We start from the raw sequence: 18697 nt of genomic DNA on the forward strand, positions 1-18697 counted from the left end.
GGCAGGCCCGCTTGAATCGGCCGCCTTCTCACAGACTTCGTACGGCGAACGGACCCGCACACCGCGTGTTCGCCACCCGGCACACCAGTAGAACCGGCACGAACGATCGTGTCGACGTGTGCCTGCGCAGAAAGCAACAGATGACCACATTCGAATCCCTCGGCGTGCCCACAGAACTCGTCAAAGTTCTTGCGGCCGAAGGAAAGACCGAAGCATTCCCGATTCAGGAAGACACCCTCGGTGACACCCTGGGCGGCCGGGATGTCCTGGGCCGCGGCAAGACAGGTTCGGGCAAGACCCTCGCATTCGCCATCCCCATGGTCGCGGGCCTGGCCGAGATGGAGGTGCCCCATATGGTCGGCGCACCGACCGGCCTCGTTCTCGCGCCCACCCGCGAGCTCGCCACTCAGATCGCCGCGGTGATCGAACCGCTGGCCGAGGCCGTGGGCCTCACCGTGACCACCGTCTTCGGCGGCGTGAAGCAAACCCGCCAGGAACAGGCCTTCCGCCGTGGCGTCGACATCGTCGTCGCCTGCCCGGGCCGGCTCGAAGACCTCATGCGGCAGGGCATCGTGAAGCTCGACGAGGTCGAGATCACGGTGATCGACGAGGCCGATCACATGGCGGACCTCGGCTTCCTGCCCGTCGTCACCCGGCTGCTCGCAGCGACCCCGGCCGACGGACAGCGGCTGCTGTTCTCGGCCACCCTCGACAACGGCGTCGACAAACTGGCCAAGCGGTTCCTCGACAAGCCCACCCTGCACTCGGTGGACGAGGCCAACTCGCCGGTCGCTGCGATGACCCACCATGTCTTCGAGGTGTCGCCCGGCGAGAAGAACGCACTCGTCAACGAACTCGCGTCCGGTTCCGGCCGCCGCATCCTGTTCACCCGTACCAAGCATCAGGCGCGCAAGCTGGCGCGCAAACTCACCGCCGATGGCATCCCGGCGGTCGACTTGCACGGCAATCTCAGTCAGGCGCAACGTGATCGGAACCTGGGTGCATTCGGCAACGGAGACGTGCGGGTGCTCGTCGCGACCGACGTCGCAGCCCGCGGCGTGCATGTCGACGACATCGAGTTGGTCGTGCACGTCGACCCACCGGCTGAGCACAAGGCCTATCTGCACCGTTCGGGCCGCACCGCCCGCGCCGGGAGCGCCGGCGACGTCGTCACCGTGTGTCTGCCCGACCAACGGCGCGATGTCGCGCAGTTGCTGCGCAAGGCGAAGATCACCGTGAAACCGGTCGGTGTCGGACCCAGCTCGGACGAAGTCGACGCGCTCGTCGGTGAGCGAGCCGAACATGTCGCCCCGGCACCGGAGCCGAAGCCGTCCCAGGACCGCACCGCCGGCCGCGGCAGGCGTCCCGGCGGAGGTCAGGGACGCGGTGGCCAGGGACGTGGTGGTCAGGGACGCGGGGGATCGCGCGGTGCATCCGGCCGCGGTCGCTCGGACCGCGGCGGTGCTCGTGGTTCCGGTCGCTCCGATCATGGCGGGGCGCGAGGCTCCGGTCGCAGTGGTGGAGGCTCGGCCGGCCACGGCTCGCGGTCGCGCCGCCGCCCGGCGCGCGCCGAGTGACCTTTTGGCTCACCCGCCCAACTGCTGAAAACGCCTGATCACGCCGGTGCGAACCGCCCGTACAGTCCGGCGGCCAGCCACGGCCGGGCGCCCCAGGCAAAGGCGCGCCCGGTCAGCGCAGCCCAGGTGGGTGACACCCGACCGTAGGCGGCGAGCATCGCGACGACCGGGTCCAGGCTCATGTGCACATCCGGTTGTCTGGGATTCGCCGGATCGATTTCCAGGCGACCGTCGGTGAACTCGTAGACGAAATGCTCCGAGCAGCCACGAAGGCGGATGTCGTAGGTGGCGGAGTGTCCGCAACAGGTGGACTCGCGTAGCCACTGCGGCAGCACCTGATGCCGGCCGCGGGCCACGAGTGGTGCCATCGTCGGATCGATGGGCCATGGCGTACCCACGGCATCGGCGACGTCATGGCCGTGGACGACGAATTCGCCTATCAAGATGCCGAGGGCGGAGTCGGCACGCACACGTGCACCCCCGTCGAAGTCCATCACCGGGACTCGGGCACCGAAATGGCAGACGGCATCGAGCAGACGATCCAGGTCGTCGAGCAGTTGGTCGGTGAGCGACCAGACGTCGCGGGTGGTCATGTTGGCGATCTGCTTCGCATTGAAGTCGGGCATGTCGCCGGGTCGCTGAGGGTAGGAGCCCTCGCCGCGGGCCAATTCCAGATACCTCGCCGGGGCCGCGGCGACGTGGCCGAGACAGTCGACGACGCTCCACCCGGGCGTACCGGTGAGCCGGGCCTCCGGGTCGGTGACGGTCCGAACCAGGTCGACGAAGCGCGTGCCCGTCTCACGTGCGGCGTCGATGTAATCGAAGCGCGAGAACGTGGTCCTCACCCGTGGCCACCCCCCTGAACAAAGGAGACCCCAGGATACCCCCGATCGTGGTGGCCGAAGGGGCGATCGTGACCCAACCGTGCCCAGGTGTGCCGTGGTGAATTCGATTGCGGCCAGTGATGATTGCCGGTCGGATGGTTCAAGCGTCCGGGACGGATGCCCCAGAAGGAGAGACGGTCAACCCAGCCGACTCAGGACCCGGCGGCGTGCTGGGCGGGCAGCCGGCAATCGGCCGGCCTCGTAGTCGGCGAGCAACGATCCGACGGTCTCGGCGGAGTCCGTCTTGTTGGTGCCGATGAATCCCGACGGACCACGCTTGATCCAGCCGGTGACGTAGACCCCCGGCACCGGCGTGTCGTGATCGACGACCCGGCCGGCGTCATGCGGGATGACCCCGCGCGTGTCGTCGAACGGCAGGCCCGGCACCGCGACGCCGCGATAGCCGATCGAGGTCAGCACCAGCGACGTCTCGATGGTCTCGGAGATGCCCGTCGATTCCAGGGTTCCCGACGCTCCGACGCGGGTGTGGTCGACGGTCAGTCCGGTGGCGCGTCCGTCGTCGTCGACCCGGATTGCTGCGGGTGCGCGATGGAACGCCGGGCGGATACGCGGGCCGTCGGCGGGTGGTCGACCGGCCACCTCGGCCAGCAGGTCCAGCTTCGTCCGGGTCGTCACGTCATCGATGACCAGTTCGGCCGCCGAGGCGAGATCTGCGGGGTCGACGACCAGGTTCACCCCCGTGTCGACGAGGCCGACCAGTTCGGGCACGGTGAACGCCGCGTGCGCGGGACCGCGGCGACCCAGCACGACCACCTCCTCGATTGCCGAGGAACGGAGCGCGGTGAGCGCCTGTGGCGCGAGTGTGGTGTCGGCGAGCGAATCGGGGTCTGCGGTCAGAATGCGTGCCACGTCGAGGGCGACGTTCCCGTTGCCGATCACCACGGCCCGAGATGACGAGAGGTCGACGTCGAGGTCAGTGTGGTCTGGGTGGCCGTTGTACCACCCCACCAGCGCGGTGGCGCTGAGAACTCCAGGCGCCGTGGCATTCTCGAGGTCGAGTCGACGGTCGGTCGGCGCGCCGCCGGCCCAGATGACCGCCTGGTGTCGATTCCGCACTTCGTCGAGTGTGACGTCGGTGCCGACCGCGACGCCGAGCCGGATGTCGCAGCGCGGGTGACCGGCGATGTCGTCGAACAGGCGCATCACCGTACGGGTGGCGAGATGGTCGGGTGCGACACCGAACCGGGCCAGACCGAATGGACGGTCGAGGCGTTCGTAGACGGTGACCGAGACCTGCGGGTGCCGCAGCAGTTCGTCGGCGGCGTACATCGCCGACGGTCCGGACCCGACGATGCCGACCGACAACGGGGAGTCGGCGGCCAGCCGGCGCGGGTGGTCGATCGGCGCCAGTGGCAACCGCCGGGACGGGTCGACCGGGAATCGGGCCGCGTCTGCGCCTGCGGGTTCGAAGTGTGCGGCGTTGATGTCGGCGAACCGCGCCTGCTCATCGGGGAGTCGATGGCCGGGGACGATGGCACCCACCGGGCAGGCACTCACGCACGCGCCGCAGTCGACACACGTCGCCGGATCGATGTAGAGCATCTCCGAGGTCCCGAAACCGGGGTCCTCGGGTGTGGGATGAATGCAGTTGACCGGGCAGGCGTAGACGCAGGATGCGTCACCGCAGCAGGCCTGCGTGACCACGTGGGGCATCGTCGAGATCCCTTGCAGAGAGCCGCAGCTCAGGCCGCGGTGTAGGTGGGCTCACTGCGGAACCGGGACGGACGGCCGTCGATGCCGAGCACCTTCCACAGCAGTCGCGACACCGGATTCATCAGCCCGCACTGCTCGCCGAGCATCCGGACGTCGCCGAACACATTGCGCAGGAACTTCTTCGACTCTGCCGAGCGCCAGAAGATGTCGCGCATCACCTCATCGGGGACGTCGAAACGCTTCTGAAAGCTCTTGGGCGGCACGACGATCGCGCCGCAGAGGATGCGCATGGTGAGCGGCAACATGAGGGAGAGCAGGAATCGCTGGATACGCCCCTTGCGTGGGATGGTGTCGCGCAGGAGGTGATGCGCGAAGGAGATGTGCCGGGCTTCCTCGGCCACATGCAATTGCATCACCGCCGCCATGGTCGGGTGCAGCGTCGACCTGGTACGCAGGAAGTCCTTCTGGATGTGGTCGATCGGCTCCTCACCGCCGAGGACACCGAAGAAGAAGAGCGTCGGGAACATCGTCGACGCCAGCGGCACGAGCGGCGAGATCAGGCGATATCCGATCTTGGCTCCCGGAACGTCCATGCCCGTGCGGTTCACGAACTCCTGGAACATCAGTGTGTGGTTGCACTCCTCTTTCGATTCGTGCGTGGTGTAGCGGAACTCCTTGGCGCCGTTGGGGAGCTTGAAGCTGTACTGCATGAGTCCGCGGATCAGTATCGACTCGAACTGCAGGCCGACCTTGGCGACGTTGGCCTGACGCCACATGCCGATCTCGATCTGCTTGTCGACGGGTAGTTGCTGATACCAGGGGTGCCGGCCGACGGGGTCGACGTCCTTGGAGAGCACCCACCGCGGATCGTCGGGCACCACCGCCATCTCCGGCGAGTCCCAGTCGATGTCGATGTAGGGGTCGAAGTTGCGGTGGACCGATGCCGACGACAGGTCGTCGAGCACCTGCGTGTAGTCGTCGTCGGCGCCGGATGGGTCCCGGTCGGGTACGTACTGCTGTCCGATGCGGTCGATAGCGTTCGTCATGGCTGCGGGTCCTTCGGTTGTCCGGATTCCGGTTGTCCGGATTCCAGCTGTTCGGATCCTCGGTGCGATACGTGGCACGGGGCCGACGGATCGGTCGATGTCTGAGAAACTAGTTCGACGGACAGTTATCTGTCAACACTCAATGTCACAATTCGTGATGGCACTGCGTGCCGCCATCGACGCCCGGCTCTGGGTCAGGATGGTTGCATGGAGAAGGTTCTGCTCGCGATCATCGCGGTTCTGGGGATCGCGGCGGCCCAGGTCCTCGGCCCGCGGCTGCGCGTGGCGCCACCGTTGCTCCTGATCGTCGTTGGGGCGGTCGTGGGCGTGCTGCCGTTCGTCCCCGAGATCGCGGTCGACCCGGAATGGATTCTTGTCGGTGTGCTGCCGCCGCTGCTGTATTCGGCGGCGGTGTCGATGCCCACGATGGATTTCCGGCGAGATTTCACCGCGATCAGCGCCTTGTCGGTGGTGCTCGTCGTCATCAGTTCGGTGGTCCTCGGCTTCTTCTTCGCATGGGTCCTGCCCGGCGTCGGCATCGCCACCGGTATCGCCCTCGGGGCGATCGTGTCACCGACGGACGCAGTAGCCACCTCCATCGCCAAGAGGTTCGGTGTCCCCGGACGGGTCATCGCGATCCTGGAGGGCGAGAGTCTGTTCAACGACGCCACCGCGCTGGTGCTGCTCCGCGCCGCGGTCGCGGCGACGGCCGCCGGATTCTCGATCGGGTACGTCGCGGTCAGCTTCCTCTGGGCGGTCGCCGCGGCCGTGGCCATCGGGGCCGTCGTCGGCTGGGGCAATCTGTGGGTACGTCGGCGTGTCGGCGATGCGACGGTGAACACCGCCATCTCCTTCACCGTTCCCTATCTCGCCTATCTGCCGGCCGAGGAACTCGGCGCGTCCGGTCTCGTCGCCGCGGTGACCGCCGGGTTGATCACCGGGGCCGGCGCAGTGCGCTACCTATCGCCCCGACACCGGGTCTCTGACGCACAGAACTGGCGGACCGTCGAGTTGCTTGCCGAGGGCGGTGTGTTCCTGCTGATGGGTCTCGAACTGTGGGGCCTCCTGGTCGACGTTCGTGATGATCACGGAGGAATTGCGACCGCGGTCTGGATCGGCCTGGCGGCCCTTGCGCTGACCATCGTGGTCCGCGCCGTCTATGTGACGCCGCTGATCCTGTGGCTGGATCGGGTGTCTCGTCGGGGGAGCGCCATGCGGCCGTACCTCGAAGACATGAATGCGACCGTTGCGGAGAAGTCGCGGCGCGCGCAGAAGCACGCCCAGTCGACGGGAAGTAGCGCCCAGTCGACGGGAAGTGGCACCCAGTCGACGGGAAGTGGCGCACAGTCGACGGAGAACGGCGCCCAGTCGACGGGGGATGGTGCCCGGCCGAGGCCCGCGCTGAGTCTCAGCCGCAAGAAGCGCACCCGGTCTCGGAGGGAGCAGGTCTCGACCGCGGCGTTTGCCGCGAACCCCGAACGCGTACAGCGGGTCCGGAACCGGATCTCGCGTCGGATCGCCGACATCGACTACTACACAAGGGCTCCGATGGGTCCCAAGGAGGGCTCGATCATCGTCTGGGCGGGGATGCGCGGCGTGGTCACGCTGGCCGCGGCCCAGACGTTGCCGGCCGACACGCCGTCGCGATCCCTCGTCGTACTCATCGCGTTCGTCGTGGCGGCCGCATCGCTGATCGTGCAGGGCGGCACTCTCGGCTGGATCATCCGTCGCCTGCGTCTGGCCGACATCTCCGACGATCGAGCAGCCGAACGCGCGCGCCTGCATGCCGAAATGGCCCGAACGGCGTCGGAGACCCTCGCGGCGTCCGATGTCGCCCAGCGCTACCCGTGGATCAGGGAACGCATCGAGCGAATGGAGCGCGAGGCGGACTCCGACGACACCGTCATCGGCACCAACCTGGCGTTTCGTCAGGCGTTCGAACACACCCGCCGCGCGATCATCGATGCACAACGAGAAGCGTTGCTACGCATGCGCGATGCCGGTACGTACCATTCTGCTCTGCTCAGTAGCGAACTGGCTCAGCTCGATGCCGAGGAGATCAGTCTGGACATGCGCGTGGACGGGAAGTGATCGGGAGTCAGCGTCGGGAGTCGTAGGGCAGCAATGCCATCTCGCGTGCATTGCGGATGGCGGTGGCCACCTGACGCTGTTCCTGAGGTGACAGGCCGGTGACGCGGCGACTGCGGATGCGTCCCTTGTCGGACAGGAACTGGCGGAGCAGCGCGACGTCCTTGTAGTCGACGGGATTGTTCCCGTCGACGCGGACGCCGGATGCGGTCAACAGGTTGCGCGCACGCTTCGGCGGGACCTCTCTGCGAGTACGAGTCGGTTTGCGGGCCATGGACTTTCCTCTCTGGTCGACGGTCTACCAGCTGGACTTCTGGATGCCGGGCAGCTCACCGCGATGCGCGAGTTCCCGGAAGCGGACGCGTGACAAACCGGCTTTGCCGATGTAGCCGCGGGGTCGTCCGTCGACGGCATCGCGGTTGCGGAGGCGGGTGGGACTCGCGTCGCGCGGCAGCCGCTGCAGCCGGCGTTGGGCGTCGGCCTGCTGCTGCGGGGTCGACGTCGGCGCGGCGATGATGCGTTTGAGCTCGGCGCGGGACGCGGCGTGCTTGGCCACCATCTCGCGCCGGTGCTCGTTGCGGATGATCTTGGCTTTCTTGGCCATCAGCGGTCCTCTCGGAAGTCGACGTGGCGCCTGACGACCGGGTCGTACTTGCGGAGCACCATGCGGTCGGGGTCGTTGCGGCGATTCTTGCGGGTCACGTAGGTGTATCCGGTGCCTGCGGTTGAACGCAGCTTGATGATCGGACGGATCTCGTTGCGGGCCATCAGACTTTCTCTCCACGTGCGCGGATCGTCGCGAGCACGGACTCGATGCCGAGCTTGTCGATGGTCTTGATTCCCTTCGCGCTCACACGAAGTGTCACGTACCGGCCCTCACCGGGGACGTAGTAGCGCCGCCGTTGGATGTTGGGGTTCCAACGCCGCGACGTGCGTTTGTGCGAGTGGGACACCTGCTTTCCGAAGCCGGGCTCACGACCCGTCACCTGACACCGTTGAGACATGCGCACCTCCTTATTGAAAACGATTGGCTTTAGTGCGGCTGTAAAGGTACCGTCGGATTCGCTCAAATGGAAATTGATGTCAACAAGGTGGTGGACGGTGAACGACGCAGGAGAAGGCCGGCGGTCCCGTGAGGACGTGGGACGCGACGATCGGACGCCGGTTGTCCTGGTGACCGGCCTGGACTCGGCGGCGGTCGGACGGGTGGGTGATGCACTCGTGGGTGACGACGCGTCGTCGGGGACGGTTCTCGTGCACCACGACCTCACGCACGTCGGCGACGGTAGGGTCTCCCGGCGGATGAGCTGGGTCGATCCCGATGGCCGCCGGCGTGACCGGACGCTGGGCATCGAACTCGCCCACGGGTGCGTGTCGTGCACTTTGCGCGAGGATCTCCTGCCGCTGCTGCGGCGTTTGCATCGCCGGTCGACGGTGCGGCGGATCGTGGTGACGCTGGACCCGATCCTCGAGCCCGAACGCATCGCGTGGGCGATCGAGGAGGTGATCGTCGAGGACATGCCCGGTTTCGTCGACGGCACCGCCTCCCGCGACGTCCGGATCGATGCGACGATCGCCTGTGTCGCAGAACAGGACTGGCTCGAATCCGCGACTGGCGACGGCAGTCTGGCGGAGGCGGGATTCCTGCACGTCGACGATGACCGCACCTTGGCTCAGGTGGCGGTCGGCCAGGTCTCGTTCGCCGATGCGCTCGTGGTCGCCGGCTGCGACCCGGCGCTGCGCGACGCGTGGGAGTCCGCCCGTCTCACCGCCGTCCTGAAACGCCTGGCGCCGCACGCGCCGATCATGATGGAACTGCCCCAGCGGCCGATGACGTCCGTCCTGGTCGAGCGTCTGCTCGCCGCGGTGGCGCCGACGGCACGTCGAGGACGCATCGACGCGCCGCACGACCCGTTACTGCGAGGCGAGCCGCCTTTGGACGCCGACTGCGGCGTGTCCTGGGTGGAGTTCCACTCGGACCGGCCGATGCACCCGGAGCGGCTGCATGACGCCATCGACGCGTTGCTCGACGGCGTGGTGTGCGCGCGGGGCCGGATCTGGCTCGCGACCCAGCATGAGGAGGCGCTGTGGCTCGAGTCGGCCGGAGGCGCACTGCAGGTCGCGGCGGGCGGTCGTTGGCTGGCGGCGATGGACGAGTCGCAGCTGGCGCAGATCTCACACGAGCGCCGAGCGATGGGTGCGCTGCGATGGGATGAGGAGTACGGCGACCGACACACGTCGCTGGTGGCGCTCGTTCACCGCGCGGAGGCCTCCGACATCCAGGAGGCGCTTCGCGCCGCGTGCCTCAACGAGATCGAATTCGCTGCCGGACAGGAGTTCTGGGCGAGCTTCGAGGATCCGTTCGGTCTCTTTCACGCCGACCCGTGCGACGATCTCGACCCGCCCGGGGTGGAGACCGTCGACGCTCTGCAGATCATCGACAACCCCGACCACCGAGAGGCCTGACCATGAAGAAGGACATCCACCCCGACTACCACGTCGTCATCATTCGCGATGCGTCGACGGGTTCACAGTTCCTGACGCGATCCACCGCGACCTCCGACGACTCGGTCGAATGGAGCGACGGCAACACCTATCCGCGGATCACCGTGGACGTGACGAGTGAGTCCCACCCGTTCTACACCGGTGTGGCGCGTGTCCGAGACGTCGCCGGGCGTGTGGAGAAGTTCAATCGCCGCTATCCGAACATGCGCCGCTGAACGGTCCGTCGGGTGTTTCGGCTCACGACGACAGAACCGGACCGATTCCCGACAAGAAGAAGATGAACATCGCCAGCAGGAACCAGGAGGCGCCCTGCCAGATCTGCCAGCGCCCGTTGCCCCGCCAGTTCCGGTAGGTCCGCCACAGCGCGGCCAGCGCGCCGATCAGGACGACGATCGGCGCCGCCACGATCAAGGCCACCCGGACGCCGCCATCGGACATCCCTGCGATCCACAGAATGACAAGCGCCGCAGCGATTGTCACCATGCCGTGGATGACCGCCTGCCGTAGCTCGGGAGCCCGGCCCACGGGTACGCGGTGTTCGGTCGTGTCGTGTTCCTGATTGATCATGTTCACCTCGACTCCACCCTACTCGGTGCGAATACGGCTGTGACCGGGACCTTTTGCTCATTGCCGGGTCGGCATCACGAGGGCAGGATGAAGATGAGGAGCAGAAGACCGAGACGAGTGAGGAGTGGGATCGAGATGAGCGCGATTCTCGTCGGTGTGGACGGATCGGATGCCTCGGACGCGGCTGTGCGTTGGGCTGCCCGAGCTGCGGTGACCGAAGGGGTCGACCTCAAGTTGGTCGGCGTGTACGACATCAGCACCAGTAATTACGCGCCGGGGCTGATCATCCCGCAGGACGTCGTCGACGCGATCAAGCAGGACGCCGTCGACGCGGTGCACGCGGCTGCCGAACTCGCCAAGCAGACCGCACCGGACGTGACGCTGCACACCTCGACCGCCGAAGGTGACGCCGCGCGTGCGCTGCTCGAACTCGGCAAGGACGCGGGCACCATCGTGCTCGGCACCCGCGGGCTCGGGTCGATCAAGGGCCTCTTCCTGGGGTCGGTCAGCATCAGCGTCGCCGCGCATTTCCACGGCCGCGTCGTGGTCGTCGCGGGTTCGGGTGGCGACGGACCGGTGGTGGTGGGCGTCGACGACTCGCCTGTCAGTGATGCCGCGGTGGCCGAGGCGTTCCGCCAGGCGGCGCTGCGCAATGCGAAGCTGGTCGCCGTGCACACCTGGACGCCTCTCGACGTCGACGCCCTGCACGGATACGGCATCGAGCCGGCCGAGGTGACCCGGATGTCTGGTGACGCCGTGGAGGCGGTCGCCGAGCGGCTGGCCGGCTACAGCGCCGATCACCCCGACGTCGTCGTCGAACGCGTCGTCATCCCAGAGGAGCCGGCCAAGGCCATTCTCGATGCGGCCGACGACGCCCAGCTGATCGTGGTCGGCAGCCGCGGACGCGGCGGCTTCACCGGACTGTTGCTCGGTTCGACCAGCCAGAAGATCCTGCACCAGGCGGAATGCCCGGTCATGGTGGTGCGGGAGTGAGCTGAGCGAGGTGGTGGGGCGCCCCTTCGTGACGACCCTCCGCAGGCTCCGGGTCTCCTCAGGGATCGGGTGGTGACGACCCTCCGCAGGCTCAGGGATCGGGTGGTGACTCAGGGTGGTGACGACTAGCGAGTTCAAGTTCGCTTGAAGTCGCCTACCATGGTGGCGTGACGCTGAAGAAGCTCGAACTGTCCGTCGGTGAACTCGCGCAACGCGCGGGGATCGCGCCGTCGGCGGTGCGCTTCTACGAGGATCAGGGGTTGATCTTCAGTCGGCGGACTTCCGGCAATCAGCGGCGGTATCACCGCGCGATGCTGCGTCGGGTCGCGTTCATCCGGGCATCGCAGACCGCGGGTATCCCGCTTGCGGTGATCGCCGACGTGCTGTCCGAACTCGGTGACCATGAGTCTCCGCCGAAGTCGATGTGGGAGGCCGCGTCCAAACGATGGATCGACGACCTCAACAACCGCATCGCCCTGCTGGAGAACATGCGCGACATGATCGGGTCGTGCGTGGGCTGCGGCTGTCTCTCGCTGGGGGAGTGTCATCTGCTCAACCCGGGTGATGAGATGAACAAACTCGGCCCGGGGCCGCGCCGGCTCATGCGCGACTGATCTGCCCGCCCGGTCTCGCGACCGCCCACGGCGAGTGTGTCGGGCAGGGTGGATAGGCTCGGGTCATCATGGGGACAGACGGCGAATCGATGAGACGGACATCGTGAGGCAGATCCCTCGCGGGATCTGGGTCCTGCTGGCGGCCAACGTCGTCATCGCACTCGGATACGGACTGATCGCCCCGGCGTTGCCCGCATTCGCCCGCAGCTTCAACGTCAGTTTCACCGCGGCATCGGCCGTCGTGTCCGCCTTTGCCGTGATGCGACTGCTCTTCGCGCCCGCGACCGGCCGGCTGGTCACGATCTTCGGGGAACGGCGGATCTACCTCATTGGTCTGCTCGTCGTGGCGGGCAGCACCTTCGCCTGCGCCTTCGCGCAGGGCTACTGGCAGCTGCTGCTGTTCCGGGCCGCCGGCGGCGTCGGGTCCACCATGTTCACCGTCTCCGCGATGGCGTTGCTGATCCGCATGGCGCCCGCCGAGATCCGCGGGCGGGTGTCGGGATTCTTCTCCGCGGGCTTTCTCATCGGCAGCATCACCGGGCCGCTGATCGGCAGTGCCCTGGTCGGTTTCGGCCTCCGGATGCCGTTCGTCGTCTACTCGATCGCACTCCTGATCGCCGCCGCGGTGGTCGCGACCCAATTGCGCGACCAGGGCGGACGCCCCGACCCGACCGCGGGGACGCAGGCCGGGGTGATTCCGTTCCGTATCGCAGTGCGCAACAGCACCTACCGGGCCATCCTCACATCCAACTTCACACAGGGCTGGTCGTCGATGGGTGTTCGGGTCGCCGTGGTCCCCCTGTTCATCACCGACGGACTCGACGAGGGCCCGGCGATGGCGGGCATCGCGCTGGCGGTCTACGCGGCGGGCAATGTCGCGGCCATCGTGGTGGCCGGGAGACTGTCGGATTCCTATGGGCGACGACGGGTGATGTTGCCGGGACTCGCGATCGCCGCGGTGTCCACCGCAGTCCTGGGGCTCGCAACGAACTTCGTGGTGGTGCTGCTGCTCTGTGTGGTCGCGGGTATCGGATCCGGTCTGTTCGCCCCGACCCATCAGGCGGCGCTGGCCGACGTCCTGGGCAACCGGCAGCAGGGCGGATCGGCGCTCGCCGCGTACGGCATGTCGTCGGACCTCGGTGCGGTCAGCGGGCCGGTGGTGGTCGGCTTCGTCGCCGACCGGGCCGGATTCGGGTGGGCCTTCACGCTCACCGGAATCGTGGCCGCGGTGGCGTTGGCGATGTGGTCGTTCGCCGCCGAAACGGCTCCTGCAGTGGTCGGTGGTGGCCCGCACCTCACCGAGGTGGATCGCGACACGACCGAGCCGGACTGAACGACAACGCGGGTGCGATCCACGCGAACCGACTACCGTTGGCCCATGGGCTCTGCTGCGGCGGGATATTCGCTCGGATCGACGTCCGAGGTGGGTCGGCTGCGTGCCGTCATGCTGCATCGTCCCGGCGACGAACTCCGACGTCTCACCCCGCGTAACAATGATCAGTTGCTGTTCGACGGACTCCCCTGGGTGCAGCGGGCGCAGGAAGAGCACGACGCCTTCGCGGATGTGTTGCGCGACAAAGGAGTCGACGTCTACCTACTCGGTGACCTGCTCACCGAGACCATCGAACACAGCGGCGCCGCCCGCATCCAGGGAATCGGTGCGGCGGTCAGTCCACGTCGACTCGGCACCCACCTCGCCGGCGACCTCGCCGGTCATCTGCGCTCGCTCCCGGCTGCCGAGCTCGCCCACGTGCTGATGGCGGGGATGACCTTCGACGAACTGACGCTGACACCGGCCGCCGCGTCGTCGTCGCTGGTGCGCCGCATGCACCACGGACCCGAGTTCGCGATCGAGCCGTTGCCGAATCTGCTGTTCACCCGCGACAGTTCGTTCTGGATCGGCCCGAAGTTCGCCATCACCTCGCTCGCCTTGCCGGCTCGGGTTCGGGAGACGTCGCTGACCGACCTGATCTATGCGCATCACCCGCGTTTCATCGGTGCCCGCCGCGCCTACGAATCCCAGGTGGCACCGGTGGAAGGCGGCGACGTGCTGTTGCTCGCACCGGGCGTCGTCGCCGTCGGGGTGGGTGAGCGCACCACGCCCGCCGGGGCGGAAGCGCTGGCGCGCAGCCTGTTCGACGACGGCCTGGCGCACGCGGTGCTCGCTGTGCCGATCGAGCAGGCGCGTGCGTTCATGCATCTCGACACGGTCTGCACGATGGTCGACGTCGACGCCGTGGTGATGTATCCGAACATCGCCGAGACGATGTCGGCGTTCACTCTGCGAAAAGTGGACGACGGTGTGTCGGTGACGGGTTCACGCCCGTTCGTCGATGCGGCGGCCGAGGCGATGCAGATCGAGAAACTCCGTGTCATCGACACCGGCCTCGATCCGATCACCGCCGAACGCGAGCAGTGGGACGACGGGAACAACACCCTCGCACTCGCGCCGGGTGTGGTGGTGTCCTACAACCGGAATGTGGAGACCAACCGCCGGTTGCGCGATTCGGGCATCGAGGTGCTCGAGATCGAGGGACGCGAACTCGGTTCCGGGCGCGGTGGGCCCCGATGCATGTCCTGCCCGTTGGCGAGGGACGAACTCTGACACCCGGACACGCTGTCGACCTGGCCGGTCTGCTCACCCTCGACGCCGATGGACCGCCGCCGTTCGAACAGGTGCGCAGCGGGATCATCGACCTCGTCCGACGCGGCGAACTACTGGTGGGCCAACGCATCCCGACGGTCCGCCAACTGGCCGCCGACCTCGACATCGCGCCGAACACGGTGGCCCGCAGTTACCGGGAACTGGAGGCGGCGGGCGTCATCGAGACCCGCGGGCGGCACGGCTCGTTCATCAAGGCAGGCCGCGATGCGGCGCTCGACCATGCCCAGCAGGCGACCGTCGATCACGTCGCGGCCTTGCGCACGTTAGGAATCGACGACGACACCATCGTCGCCCTGGTGCGGCAGGTGATCGGGGCCTGACGGGCGTCACCCAACTCGGTCACCCCCAACTCGGAAGCCAGATCTGCTGCTGCCACTGGGCGGGTGAGATCGGACTCGCCGTGAGGATCGGCCACAACCAGATGAAGTTGACCACCACGAGCGCCACGTAGATGGCGACCGCGAGAATCGCGAGAGCGTGGCGCTCCGGTCGGGAGCGCGCGGCTCGACCCGCGGCCCGCAACACGTCACCACACACCAGGGCCAGCCCCATGACCAGGAACGGCGCCATGACCGTGGCGTAGAAGAAGTACATCTGGCGGTCCAGATCGGCGAACCAGGGCAGAATCCCGGCCAGGTAGCCGGTTCCCACGGCGGCATATCGCCAGTCGCGGCGCACGATCCACGACCAGAGTGCCCACGCGACCATCGGTAGCGCCAACCACCACATCGCGGGCGAGCCGATCAGCATCTGCGCCCGGACACACTCCCCGGCACCGCACTGGTCCGGGCCGTTCTCGATGGCGTACAGCATCGGGCGCAGGCTCATCGGCCACGTCCACGGCTTGGACTCCCACGGATGCTGATTGCCCGCCGAGTTGGTCAGCCCGGAATGGAACTCCAGGATTCCCGACTCGTAGAACCAGAACGACCGGAACACACCCGGGACCCACGCGAACGGTCCGCCCACGCCGATCTGGTTGCCCACCTCGTAGCGGTAGACGGCGGTCTCACTGGTGAACCACGGGATGAAGGTGGCGAAGTAGATGACCACCGGCATCACCCCGAGGCTCATCCCGGCCGGCAGCAGATCGCGTCGCAATGTCCCCAGCCACGGCCGGCGGACGTGGTACGCCTTGCGGGCGGCGACATCGAAACCGACCGCGAGCAGCGCGAAGAAGATCACGAAGTAGGCGCCCGACCATTTGGTGCCGCACGCCAGACCGAGCATCACGCCGGCCGTGAAGCGGTACCAGCGAAAGCCCAGCCGCGGCCCGAAGTCGCTGTCGCCGATCCGTCCTTCCACGTACACGCGGTGCATCCGGGCACGAACCTGATCGCGGTCGGCGATCAACGCTGCGAACGCCGCCACCACGAAGGCCGCCTGGAAGATGTCGAGCATCCCCATCCGGGACTGGACGAACAGCACACCGTCGCAGATCGCGAACACCCCGGCGATCGCGCCGACCAGTGTGGAGCGCGTCATCCGACGCACCGCGCAGTAGATCATCACAACGATTGCGATGCCCGCTATCGCCGGGGTGATCCGCCAGCCGACCGGGCCGTAGCCGAACATCGCCTCACCCGCGGCCAGGAGCCATTTTCCGACCGGCGGGTGGACGACCAGGCCGTATGCGGGATTGTCCTCGATCCAGTTCCCGCCGGTGAGAACCTGCCATCCCTGGGGCACGTAGTGCTTCTCGTCGAAGACGGGGGTGCCCTGGTCGGTGGGGCGGGTGAGCCCCCACAGGCGAGTCGCGGTCGCGATCGCGGCGATCACGAGCCCGACGAGCAGGCCGCGGAACCTGTCGGCGGGCCCGAACACGGGGTTCGGGATCTCCGGTGCCGGCGACGTACCCAGATCCTCGGCGCGACCACGATCGGCCCCTGCCGGGAGATCGTCCCCTGACGGTGGTCGGTCGAGGACGGCGGAGTCGGTCACCCGATCGATCGTAGTTGGCCCTCGTAAGCTGATTGACGATGAACTCGTCACGACCGCCCGTCGAGGCAACGGCGCACCCGGCAGGCCGCGAGACAGCGGGGTGCCTCGTACTCGCGGCGACTCCCATGGGGCAGTCCGACGACGCCTCGCCGCGCCTACGGGCCGCCCTGGCTTCCGCCGACATCGTCGCCGCCGAGGACACCCGCCGGGCGCGGGGTCTCGCCGCGTCCCTGGAGGTGGTGATCGGTGGCAAGCTCTTGAGCTACTACGACCAGGTCGAGGCGTCCCGCACGCCCGGCCTGGTGGACGCGATCTCCGACGGAGCCACCGTCCTGCTCATCACCGACGCCGGGATGCCGTCGGTGAGCGACCCGGGCTTCAAACTGGTCGCCGCGTGCGCCGACGCCGGGCTGAGGGTGACATGCCTGCCGGGTCCCTCCGCGGTGACGACCGCGCTCGCGGTGTCCGCGCTGCCGTCCGAGCGCTTCTGTTTCGACGGGTTCGCGCCGCGCCGGCCCGGTCCGCGTCGCGACTGGCTGGCCGGACTCGTCGACCAGCCCCGCACCACGGTCTTCTTCGAGTCACCTCACCGGCTCGCCGACACCCTGGCGGCCGCCGCCGAGGTGTTGGGGGCCGACCGGCGGGCGGCGGTGTGCCGGGAACTGACCAAGACCTATGAGGAGGTCCGCCGCGGAACCCTCGCCGAACTCGCCGCGTGGGCGGCCGACGGTGTGCGCGGGGAGATCACCGTCGTCGTCGCCGGACAGACCCCCCGAACAGCGGACGCCGAGGACCTCGTCGAGGAGGTCGAGCGCCTGGTTGCAGACGGGATGGGGCTCAAGGACGCATGTGCACAGGTGACACGGGACGGCGGTGCTTCCCGACGAGAGGTCTATCAAGCGGTGCTGGCGCGGCGTCGGGAGCAGCCGGACCGATGAGGTCCGGTGCGTCGCCGGCCAGATGGTCGGCGGCGACGTGCAGCGTCACGCCGGGCGCGAGTCGATAGGGCCGACTGGTGATCAGCGCGCCCACCGCACGCCGGAGCCGCGACATCTCGGCGCGCACCGTCACCACGTGACCGGCGTCGCCGAAGATGAGCCGACTGAGACGTGCCGACGTGAGTCCCGCGTCGGACGCCTCGGCCAGGAGCAGCAGGATCTGGGCGTGACGCCGGGTGAGCACCGTTCGCCATTCGTCGCCGTCCCCGTCGACCGTCAGGGAAGGTTCACCGCGCAGGTCGAGCTCGGCGACGATCGGATTCGCCGGTCCGACCCGCCGCAGCAGCCAGCCGACGCCCACCGGTTGCGCGACGCAACTGCCGATCCCGGGGACGAACTGCGGGGTGCCCTCCACCGGGGCGGCAACCGCGGTCGGGGCAGTGCAGCCGCGGCTGTCGGCCACCCATCCGTCGCGGTCCACCAGCAGTGCCGGACCGCGGATTCCGGTGAGACTGGGTCCGGCGCTGCGTCGCAACTCGGCCAGCGATCGTGCGTGGGCGGCGGCGATCTCGTGCTCTCCCAGGGCGGCCATGCTCGTCGCGAACGCCGTCGACGACGGTTGCACCGCGGACGCCGGGCCGGACAGGCCGACGATGCCGGTGAGGGCGCCGGTGCGCGGATCGTGGATCGGTGCGGCGGCGCAGTACAGCGAGTGCAGCGCGTGGTTGTAGTGCTCGGTCCCGACGACTCGCGTCGACCGATGGTCGGTCATGACCAGGCTGACCGCGGTGGTGGCGGTCGACGCCTCGTCCCACCTGCTGCCCTCGATGAGTTCGAGTGTGTCCGCGACCTCGAGCCAGCGCTGCGTCCCGCCGCGCCACAGCAGCACGCCGTCGGAGTCGAAGACTCCCATCATCAGCTCGGAATCGTCGGTCGTGTCGGCGAACACCCGTTGCAGGCGTTCGGCACTGTCGCCGAGCGGATTGCTGTCTCGCCTGATGTCGATCTCGGCCGCATCGAGATGAAACGGTGCGTGCCTGTCGGCGGCTGCTCCCGCGTCACTGGCGCGCTGCCAGGACGCCAGGACCTCGGTGCGCTCGGTCGGTGCAGGCAGCTCGGCTGTGACCTCGATTGCGGACCGATCACCCCGACTGCAGACCGATCCGGAGCCTTCCGTACCTGGAAGTATGGATCGTCGCATCCTC

General features: G+C 67.8%; 20 protein-coding genes. 10 read left to right on the forward strand and 10 right to left on the reverse strand.

Translation table 11 applies throughout. The annotated features are described in order from the left end of the window. Positions 1 to 140 precede the first annotated feature (140 nt). Positions 141 to 1577: a DEAD/DEAH box helicase gene (locus tag V1Y59_RS14590; RefSeq protein WP_330505686.1), complete on the forward strand. Its 1437-nt coding sequence runs from the start codon at positions 141 to 143 to the stop codon at positions 1575 to 1577. Positions 1578 to 1615: 38 nt separating this feature from the next. On the opposite strand, the gene V1Y59_RS14595 is transcribed toward V1Y59_RS14590, so the two are convergent. The 3 genes from V1Y59_RS14595 to V1Y59_RS14605 all read right to left on the reverse strand — a co-directional run bounded on the left by V1Y59_RS14595 (position 1616) and on the right by V1Y59_RS14605 (position 5181). Then, entirely contained in the window at positions 1616 to 2422 is an 807-nt protein-coding gene (locus V1Y59_RS14595; RefSeq protein WP_330505687.1) for a maleylpyruvate isomerase N-terminal domain-containing protein, read from the reverse strand. A 177-nt stretch (positions 2423 to 2599) separates the two neighbouring features. Then, on the reverse strand, positions 2600 to 4135 hold the full coding sequence (locus tag V1Y59_RS14600) for a 4Fe-4S binding protein (RefSeq protein WP_330505688.1): 1536 nt from the start codon (positions 4133 to 4135) through the stop codon (positions 2600 to 2602). Between the two features lie 29 nt (positions 4136 to 4164). Then, positions 4165 to 5181 (reverse strand): AurF N-oxygenase family protein, encoded by a 1017-nt coding sequence (locus V1Y59_RS14605; protein WP_330505689.1) that lies wholly within the window; start codon positions 5179 to 5181, stop codon positions 4165 to 4167. Between the two features lie 207 nt (positions 5182 to 5388). Here V1Y59_RS14605 and V1Y59_RS14610 point away from each other — a divergent pair, with 207 nt between their 5' ends. Continuing rightward, positions 5389 to 7272 (forward strand): cation:proton antiporter, encoded by a 1884-nt coding sequence (locus V1Y59_RS14610; protein ID WP_330505690.1) that lies wholly within the window; start codon positions 5389 to 5391, stop codon positions 7270 to 7272. Between the two features lie 7 nt (positions 7273 to 7279). Here V1Y59_RS14610 and rpsR read toward each other — a convergent pair whose 3' ends face one another. The 4 genes from rpsR to rpmB are packed head-to-tail and all read right to left on the reverse strand — an operon-like array spanning position 7280 to position 8273. Beyond that, positions 7280 to 7543, reverse strand: coding sequence for a 30S ribosomal protein S18 (rpsR, locus tag V1Y59_RS14615; RefSeq protein ID WP_330505691.1), 264 nt, complete (start codon positions 7541 to 7543; stop codon positions 7280 to 7282). Positions 7544 to 7567: 24 nt separating this feature from the next. Beyond that, a complete protein-coding gene (gene rpsN / locus V1Y59_RS14620; RefSeq protein ID WP_330505692.1) occupies positions 7568 to 7873 on the reverse strand; it encodes a 30S ribosomal protein S14 in 306 nt (101 codons plus the stop codon). Further along, complete coding sequence (gene rpmG, locus V1Y59_RS14625) at positions 7873 to 8037, reverse strand: 50S ribosomal protein L33 (protein WP_007620989.1); 165 nt, start codon at positions 8035 to 8037, stop codon at positions 7873 to 7875. The genes rpsN and rpmG overlap by 1 nt, the downstream gene beginning before the upstream one ends. Further along, positions 8037 to 8273 carry a 50S ribosomal protein L28 gene (rpmB, locus tag V1Y59_RS14630; protein WP_330430758.1) on the reverse strand — a complete coding sequence of 79 codons (237 nt, stop codon included), beginning with the start codon at positions 8271 to 8273 and terminating at the stop codon, positions 8037 to 8039. The genes rpmG and rpmB overlap by 1 nt, the downstream gene beginning before the upstream one ends. A gap of 97 nt (positions 8274 to 8370) precedes the next feature. On the opposite strand from rpmB, the gene mrf reads away from it, so the two are divergent. Together mrf and V1Y59_RS14640 are read left to right on the forward strand one after the other, a co-directional pair. Beyond that, complete coding sequence (gene mrf / locus V1Y59_RS14635) at positions 8371 to 9735, forward strand: ribosome hibernation factor-recruiting GTPase MRF (RefSeq protein ID WP_330505693.1); 1365 nt, start codon at positions 8371 to 8373, stop codon at positions 9733 to 9735. Between the two features lie 2 nt (positions 9736 to 9737). Further along, positions 9738 to 9989, forward strand: a complete 252-nt coding sequence (locus V1Y59_RS14640; protein ID WP_330505694.1) for a type B 50S ribosomal protein L31 — start codon at positions 9738 to 9740, stop codon at positions 9987 to 9989. 22 nt (positions 9990 to 10011) lie between these two features. Here V1Y59_RS14640 and V1Y59_RS14645 read toward each other — a convergent pair whose 3' ends face one another. Next, the gene (locus tag V1Y59_RS14645; protein ID WP_330505695.1) at positions 10012 to 10341 is read right to left on the reverse strand and encodes a hypothetical protein; all 330 of its coding nucleotides are present in this window, start codon (positions 10339 to 10341) and stop codon (positions 10012 to 10014) included. Positions 10342 to 10476: 135 nt separating this feature from the next. On the opposite strand from V1Y59_RS14645, the gene V1Y59_RS14650 reads away from it, so the two are divergent. The 5 genes from V1Y59_RS14650 to V1Y59_RS14670 all read left to right on the forward strand — a co-directional run bounded on the left by V1Y59_RS14650 (position 10477) and on the right by V1Y59_RS14670 (position 14933). Then, positions 10477 to 11334 (forward strand): universal stress protein, encoded by an 858-nt coding sequence (locus tag V1Y59_RS14650; protein ID WP_330505696.1) that lies wholly within the window; start codon positions 10477 to 10479, stop codon positions 11332 to 11334. A 167-nt stretch (positions 11335 to 11501) separates the two neighbouring features. Then, positions 11502 to 11948, forward strand: coding sequence for a redox-sensitive transcriptional activator SoxR (soxR, locus tag V1Y59_RS14655; RefSeq protein WP_330505697.1), 447 nt, complete (start codon positions 11502 to 11504; stop codon positions 11946 to 11948). 103 nt (positions 11949 to 12051) lie between these two features. Continuing rightward, positions 12052 to 13281 carry an MFS transporter gene (locus V1Y59_RS14660; protein WP_330505698.1) on the forward strand — a complete coding sequence of 410 codons (1230 nt, stop codon included), beginning with the start codon at positions 12052 to 12054 and terminating at the stop codon, positions 13279 to 13281. Positions 13282 to 13326: 45 nt separating this feature from the next. Then, positions 13327 to 14553 carry an arginine deiminase gene (locus tag V1Y59_RS14665; RefSeq protein WP_330505699.1) on the forward strand — a complete coding sequence of 409 codons (1227 nt, stop codon included), beginning with the start codon at positions 13327 to 13329 and terminating at the stop codon, positions 14551 to 14553. Then, entirely contained in the window at positions 14517 to 14933 is a 417-nt protein-coding gene (locus V1Y59_RS14670; RefSeq protein ID WP_330505700.1) for a GntR family transcriptional regulator, read from the forward strand. Before V1Y59_RS14665 ends, V1Y59_RS14670 begins: the two co-directional genes overlap by 37 nt. A gap of 19 nt (positions 14934 to 14952) precedes the next feature. Here the strand turns inward: V1Y59_RS14670 and V1Y59_RS14675 are convergent, their stop codons facing one another. Continuing rightward, positions 14953 to 16554, reverse strand: coding sequence for a dolichyl-phosphate-mannose--protein mannosyltransferase (locus V1Y59_RS14675; protein ID WP_431309176.1), 1602 nt, complete (start codon positions 16552 to 16554; stop codon positions 14953 to 14955). Between the two features lie 38 nt (positions 16555 to 16592). Between V1Y59_RS14675 and rsmI the strand changes: the two genes are divergently transcribed. Further along, positions 16593 to 17492, forward strand: coding sequence for a 16S rRNA (cytidine(1402)-2'-O)-methyltransferase (rsmI, locus tag V1Y59_RS14680; protein WP_330505701.1), 900 nt, complete (start codon positions 16593 to 16595; stop codon positions 17490 to 17492). Here the strand turns inward: rsmI and V1Y59_RS14685 are convergent. Continuing rightward, positions 17392 to 18693 (reverse strand): helix-turn-helix domain-containing protein, encoded by a 1302-nt coding sequence (locus V1Y59_RS14685; protein WP_330505702.1) that lies wholly within the window; start codon positions 18691 to 18693, stop codon positions 17392 to 17394. The genes rsmI and V1Y59_RS14685 overlap by 101 nt on opposite strands. Between the last annotated feature and the right edge of the window lie 4 nt (positions 18694 to 18697).

It is taken from the genome of Gordonia prachuapensis, assembly GCF_036350515.1.
GTDB lineage: Bacteria > Actinomycetota > Actinomycetes > Mycobacteriales > Mycobacteriaceae > Gordonia > Gordonia prachuapensis.

Coding starts and splice junctions, on each gene's coding strand:
- V1Y59_RS14590 (WP_330505686.1), top strand. CDS start 141: ATGACCACATTCGAATCCCTCGGCGTGCCCACAGAACTCGTCAAAGTT.
- V1Y59_RS14600 (WP_330505688.1), bottom strand. CDS start 4,135: ATGCCCCACGTGGTCACGCAGGCCTGCTGCGGTGACGCATCCTGCGTC.
- V1Y59_RS14605 (WP_330505689.1), bottom strand. CDS start 5,181: ATGACGAACGCTATCGACCGCATCGGACAGCAGTACGTACCCGACCGG.
- V1Y59_RS14610 (WP_330505690.1), top strand. CDS start 5,389: ATGGAGAAGGTTCTGCTCGCGATCATCGCGGTTCTGGGGATCGCGGCG.
- rpsR (WP_330505691.1), bottom strand. CDS start 7,543: ATGGCCCGCAAACCGACTCGTACTCGCAGAGAGGTCCCGCCGAAGCGT.
- rpsN (WP_330505692.1), bottom strand. CDS start 7,873: ATGGCCAAGAAAGCCAAGATCATCCGCAACGAGCACCGGCGCGAGATG.
- rpmG (WP_007620989.1), bottom strand. CDS start 8,037: ATGGCCCGCAACGAGATCCGTCCGATCATCAAGCTGCGTTCAACCGCA.
- rpmB (WP_330430758.1), bottom strand. CDS start 8,273: ATGTCTCAACGGTGTCAGGTGACGGGTCGTGAGCCCGGCTTCGGAAAG.
- V1Y59_RS14640 (WP_330505694.1), top strand. CDS start 9,738: ATGAAGAAGGACATCCACCCCGACTACCACGTCGTCATCATTCGCGAT.
- V1Y59_RS14645 (WP_330505695.1), bottom strand. CDS start 10,341: ATGATCAATCAGGAACACGACACGACCGAACACCGCGTACCCGTGGGC.
- V1Y59_RS14650 (WP_330505696.1), top strand. CDS start 10,477: ATGAGCGCGATTCTCGTCGGTGTGGACGGATCGGATGCCTCGGACGCG.
- V1Y59_RS14665 (WP_330505699.1), top strand. CDS start 13,327: ATGGGCTCTGCTGCGGCGGGATATTCGCTCGGATCGACGTCCGAGGTG.
- V1Y59_RS14670 (WP_330505700.1), top strand. CDS start 14,517: ATGCATGTCCTGCCCGTTGGCGAGGGACGAACTCTGACACCCGGACAC.
- rsmI (WP_330505701.1), top strand. CDS start 16,593: ATGAACTCGTCACGACCGCCCGTCGAGGCAACGGCGCACCCGGCAGGC.
- V1Y59_RS14685 (WP_330505702.1), bottom strand. CDS start 18,693: ATGCGACGATCCATACTTCCAGGTACGGAAGGCTCCGGATCGGTCTGC.